7 protein-coding genes are annotated in these 5463 nt (G+C 38.0%); 3 read left to right on the forward strand and 4 right to left on the reverse strand.

The genetic code is table 11. The annotated features are described in order from the left end of the window. Both RLO81_RS06490 and hisS read right to left on the reverse strand, forming a co-directional pair. The coding region (locus tag RLO81_RS06490; RefSeq protein ID WP_350108926.1) for an HAL/PAL/TAL family ammonia-lyase at positions 1 to 1043 on the reverse strand (1043 nt) is incomplete at its 3' end. Beyond that, a complete protein-coding gene (gene hisS / locus RLO81_RS06495) occupies positions 1043 to 2413 on the reverse strand; it encodes a histidine--tRNA ligase (RefSeq protein ID WP_350108929.1) in 1371 nt (456 codons plus the stop codon). The genes hisS and RLO81_RS06490, both read right to left, overlap by 1 nt. 136 nt (positions 2414 to 2549) lie before the next feature. Here hisS and RLO81_RS06500 point away from each other — a divergent pair, with 136 nt between their 5' ends. Beyond that, the gene (locus RLO81_RS06500) at positions 2550 to 2873 is read left to right on the forward strand and encodes a hypothetical protein (RefSeq protein ID WP_350108931.1); all 324 of its coding nucleotides are present in this window, start codon (positions 2550 to 2552) and stop codon (positions 2871 to 2873) included. A gap of 50 nt (positions 2874 to 2923) precedes the next feature. Here RLO81_RS06500 and RLO81_RS06505 read toward each other — a convergent pair whose 3' ends face one another. Further along, entirely contained in the window at positions 2924 to 3418 is a 495-nt protein-coding gene (locus RLO81_RS06505) for a metallophosphoesterase family protein (protein WP_350108934.1), read from the reverse strand. A gap of 67 nt (positions 3419 to 3485) precedes the next feature. Here RLO81_RS06505 and RLO81_RS06510 point away from each other — a divergent pair, with 67 nt between their 5' ends. Next, positions 3486 to 4040, forward strand: a complete 555-nt coding sequence (locus tag RLO81_RS06510) for a thioredoxin family protein (protein ID WP_350108937.1) — start codon at positions 3486 to 3488, stop codon at positions 4038 to 4040. A gap of 1 nt (position 4041) precedes the next feature. On the opposite strand, the gene RLO81_RS06515 is transcribed toward RLO81_RS06510, so the two are convergent. Continuing rightward, on the reverse strand, positions 4042 to 5082 hold the full coding sequence (locus RLO81_RS06515; protein ID WP_350108940.1) for an ArsO family NAD(P)H-dependent flavin-containing monooxygenase: 1041 nt from the start codon (positions 5080 to 5082) through the stop codon (positions 4042 to 4044). A gap of 82 nt (positions 5083 to 5164) precedes the next feature. Between RLO81_RS06515 and RLO81_RS06520 the strand changes: the two genes are divergently transcribed. Continuing rightward, positions 5165 to 5463: PadR family transcriptional regulator (locus RLO81_RS06520; RefSeq protein WP_350108942.1), on the forward strand; the 299-nt coding region annotated here is incomplete at its 3' end.

Here is a 5463-nt window from a genome sequence, read left to right on the forward strand (position 1 = left end):
AGTTCTGCTACGGCCAACGCCAGAAAATCTAAGGCCAGCGCCAAAGGCTGACCATGAAAATTTCCGGCTGAGATTATTTCATCTTCATCAGGGAAAATGTTTGGGTTATCTGTTACGCCATTCAGTTCATTGGTGAACACATTACACGCATAGTCAATGGCATCCATGCTTGCACCATGAACTTGAGGTATGCACCTGAATGAGTAGGGGTCTTGTACATGCGTTTTAGGTTGACTAATAATTTCACTGCCGGATAAATAGTTTCGAATGATTTCCGCCACCTTATTTTGTCCGACCTGTGGCCTGATAGCATGTACTTTTTGATCAAAGGCTTCAATTCTACCATCAAAAGCATCAATAGAAAGTGCGCCTATTTTGTTTGCCCAGTTGAATATTCTTTTAGCATGTATGCAGGTATATAAGCCATATGAGCCCATTAGCTGAGTGCCATTGAGCAGAGCTAACCCTTCCTTTGCCTTGAATGTTATAGGCTCCCAACCGAATTTTTTATTGATTTCTTTTCCGCTTAATCTTTGACCTTTATAATTAACTTCACCTAAATCGATAAGCGGTAAACACAAATGAGCTAATGGCGCTAAATCTCCAGATGCTCCTAAAGACCCCATTTCATAAACTACAGGGTAAGCGCCTTCATTGTAAAAATCAATAAGTCGTTGAATAGTACTTAGTTGTACTCCAGAATTACCGTAGGAAAGCGACTGCACTTTCAAGAGAAGCATAATCTTTACAAGATCAGAAGGCAGCTCAGCTCCGGTGCCACAAGCGTGCGATTTAACCAGGTTTTCCTGAAGTTTTGTTAAGTCTTCTTTGGATATGTTTCGATTGTAAAGACTTCCAAACCCGGTATTTACTCCATAAACTGGGCTCGATGAGGTTTCAATTTTATTATCTAAAAACTCTCGGCATTTAACAACTGCAGCTGATGCTGATTTGCTTAATTGCAGCTTCTTTTGTCCGATACAAATATTATAGGCATCTTCTAATGAAAGGTGTTGATTTGAAATTTCGTGGATGGTACTCATTATGCGCCCTTGAGTTTACTGATTATTTCATCGACACTTAAGCTTTCCTGATTGCCCGAATGTAAATCTTTTAGAGCCAATTTCCCTGATTTTATTTCTTCAGAGCCTATGGTAATAGTATATGGTATATTTTTTTTATCAGCATAGCTAAATTGCTTTTTCAATTTAGTCTGATCAGGATAAATCTCACTTTTAATACCATTAGATCTTAGCTCGCTTAATACACTTAACCCATAGTTCATCGAATCTTCATCGAAATGGACGATTAATACCTGACTGAAGGTTTGTGTATTTTCTTTAAATAAGTTGAGTTCTTCAAGGCAATCATAAAGTCTGTCAATACCGAAAGAAAAACCAACGCCCGAGGTACCCGAAAGACCGAATACACCGGTCAAATCATCATATCTACCGCCACCGCTAACACTACCAATTGATACATTATTGATTTTGACTTCGAAAATTGCCCCGGTATAATAGGAAAGGCCCCTGGCTAATGTTACATCAACAGCAGTATTTGAATTCTCTAAACCTAATGACTTAACGTGACTGAAAATCTCCGATAAATCGTTAATTCCTTTTTTGCCTGCTTCTGTATTGCCTAGAAGACCTGATAAATTATTAATTACTACCTGTACACTACCTGAAATGGTAAGAATTGGTTTTAACTTTTCAACAGCATCGGCAGGAATGCCACGTTCTATCAATTCATCACAGACCTTATCTAATCCAATTTTATCCAACTTATCTATCGCAACAAATAGGTCAGATTCTTTGCCTTGCGCTCCAATAACTTCAGCTATGCCTGATAAAATACCTCTGTGATTTATTTTAATGGTGTAATCTTCAAAGCCAAGATGATCAAATACTTCGTTGATCATTAGTATAATCTCTGCTTCGCAGATGAGCGAATCTGTACCAACTACGTCCGCATCGCACTGATAAAATTCTCTGTAGCGACCTTTTTGCGGGCGATCTGCGCGCCAGACGGGCTGTATTTGAAATCGTTTAAAAGGAAAAGTGATGTCATGCTGGTTCATTACTACATACCTGGCAAAAGGCACGGTTAGGTCGTATTTAAGACCTTTTTCCGAAATTTTTGGAAGCATGCTTTTGCTACCATTTTCGAAGTCGTTGGCTGAAGTTTTAGATAAAAAATCACCACTATTGAGTACTTTAAATAGCAGTTGATCACCTTCATCGCCATACTTACCGGTGAGGGTAGAAAGGTTTTCCATAGCAGGTGTTTCGAGTGGCATAAAGCCAAATTTTTCAAACACACTTTTAATGGAATTTATAATGTAATTTCTTCTGGCCATTTGCATGGGACCAAAATCGCGCATTCCTTTTGGTAAACTAGGCTTTTGACTCATGGCGGCAAATCTACAAAAATCAAGTTTAATGTGGTGGTAAGCTTAAAGATGAACTCAGATAATTTATGATTTATGTTTTCTTATTTTCAATTAATCTTTTAGCTTTGCAGCCTATTTTGACAAAAATAATACTGAAATGGCAGTTACCAGATTAAAGAGAAAAGCAAAAAGAAATAAAGTAAGAGCGAAAGTTAGAAACGCTAATATTCAACGATTGAATGCTAAACCTACATTGAAAAATGTGGATGTAGAGAAGATTAAGGAAGAATTTGCTAAAGGTGGTAAGAAAACTGCTGCCAAAAAAGAAGAGGCAAAAGAAGAAGTAGCTGAAGAAAAAGCTCCGAAGGCTAAGAAAGAAGCTGCACCAAAAGCTGACAAAAAGAAAGACGAGCCTAAAGCTGAAAAGAAAGAGGCTGCACCTAAGAAAAAAGCTGCTGCTAAGAAAAAGAAAGAAGACTAAGTTTTAAGTTTATATACTATTTGAGAACCTCAGGCTAGCCTGAGGTTTTTTTATGCCCTTTTTCCAAGTTCAATTACTTGGAGGTTTTTAATTTCTTTTTGTTCAATATCAAACCTCATGAGTGTTTTCACTTTATGAAAACCCTGAATGCCAGCTGCACCCGGGTTCATGTGTAAGAGATTATGATTAGGGTCTTTGATTACTTTTAAAATGTGGGAATGGCCACAAATGAATAGGTCAGGAGTTTTAGTCTTTAATATTTCTTTGATTCTGCGATTGTATTTAGGAGGATAGCCACCAATGTGGGTTATCCATATTTTCATTCCTTCGCAGTCAAACCACAGATCTTCGGCAGTAGAAGTTCGTATCTTCTGACCATCAATATTACCAAACACGGCTTTAGTAGGCTTAAATGCTTCCAATTTTTCAAGTACCTCCATCGTGCCAATATCTCCGGCATGCCAAATTTCATCACAATCCTTAAAATGGTGGAAAACCCGATCATCCAGGTGCCCATGTGTATCTGATAAAAGGCCTATTTTCATATTACTACCAAGGTAACTTTTTTGCAGGATTGCTATTGCTTAATTTTGATTTGATTAACTAGAAACTATGGCACTAACTGCTTCCACCATGCTGCCCTTAGGCACCAAAGCACCCAACTTCACATTGTTTGACGTTGTATCTGAGAAAGAACTCACCCTCGATGAGTTAAAGTCAGATACTGCAACGGTAATCATGTTTATATGCAACCATTGCCCCTATGTAAAACACATTCAGGAAGAGTTAGTAAGGCTAGCAGAAGATTATATTCCTGAGGGAATAAAATTTATTGCTATTTCATCTAATGATGTGGAGAATTATCCGGAAGATAGTCCTGAATTAATGCGTGAAGAAGCAAAAAAGTGGGGGTATCCATTTCCATACCTTTATGATGAAACACAGGCAGTAGCCAGAGCATACGATGCAGCCTGCACTCCCGATTTCTACGTTTTCGATAAGTCAATGGAGCTCATATATAGAGGCCAGTTGGATGACAGTCGCCCAGGTAATGGCAAACCTTTGACAGGTGCTGATTTGCGTGGTGCATTGGATGATTATTTAAAAGGAAATCCTATTAGTGATCAGCAAATACCAAGTCAGGGATGTAATATTAAATGGCGATAACTTATTTTAAGTATTCGGCAATTTCTTCTACCGTTCTTCTGGCAGTTCTACCCACGCCAATGAGCGTAGCGGATGCAAAACCTGTCCAGCCGCCATAACCCACCAGCCATAAGCCGGGATATTCAACGGCCTTTGTTTGATTGGTTTTTATACGGGTTTCTATATCTATTCCCAATCCTGCTAAATGATCCAATGAGGCTTTGAAACCGGTGCACCAGATAACAGCATCAAATTCTTCTTTAGTACCATCTTGCCATTGAACGCCAAACTCAAAAAAAGAAGTAAATGGTCTTATAGCATTTAATACATTTCTTTCTCGTGCTTCTTTCACTGTATCTACCATCACTACATCGCCTAAAGAACCAGCCGGTTGAATTTCTTTTCCCTCCAGTTTGGCTTTGTACTGTTTAGTAGCGAATTCAAATAGATACCTGCCATCCACTTCATCGGGTAAGAATTTAGGTTCTTTGAGAGTCATCCATTTGGTTATGGCTACTTTTGATACTTCTGCAAGAATTTGTGCTGCTGAGTTTCCACCTCCAACAATGAGCACTTTTTTATTTTTAAATGGCTTTGGAGATTTATATTGGGCTGAATGAACTTGAGTACCTTCAAACTTTTCTCTATTTGGGTAATGAGGAATAAACGGCTTTTTCCATGTTCCTGTAGCGCTTACAAGAGCCTTGCAACTGTAGTTTCCATTGTTGGTTGTGATATTAAAGTGTTGTCCATCTTTTCGAACATCTGTCACTTCTACTCCTCTATGAATGGGTAATTTGTATCGCTCTTCATAATTTGAGAGATAGTTGATTACATGGTCTTTGTGGGGATATTCTGTGGAATCTTTAGGCATCAGCCAACCTGGTAGTGAGCTATGTTCAGCAGGGGAGAAGAGTTTTAATGAGTCCCATGTGTGTAACCAGGCTCCTCCTGGACTAGATTGCTCATCTAGTATAAGATAATTAAAATTCGTTCTTCTTAAATAAAAGGCAACGGCTAATCCGCTCTGTCCTCCGCCTATGATAATTACGTCATAACTCATTAAGACAAAGATGTAAATTGTTTAAAAAGGATAAAATTTGACGATGTTATAATTTTTTATATATTTAAGTAAATTATATATTATGATTTCCAATGAATACATAAAAGGTATGATCAAGACTATTGTGCTAAAGTTACTGTCAGAGAGGAGTCGTATGTATGGTTATGAGATAAATAGTCGAGTAGAAGAATTAAGCAATGGTGAGATTAAACTGACTTATGGGGCGCTTTACCCGATACTCTATAAACTAGAAAAGGATGGTCTATTACGAACAACTTCTGAAGTTGTTGATAATAGAGCTCGTAAGTACTATTCTCTAACTGAACAGGGCAAAGAAATGGCAAAAGACAAGGTCAGTGAGTTGAAAAAGTTTAATGATGT

This window comes from Fulvivirga sp., assembly GCF_040220315.1.
Lineage (GTDB): Bacteria > Bacteroidota > Bacteroidia > Cytophagales > Cyclobacteriaceae > Fulvivirga.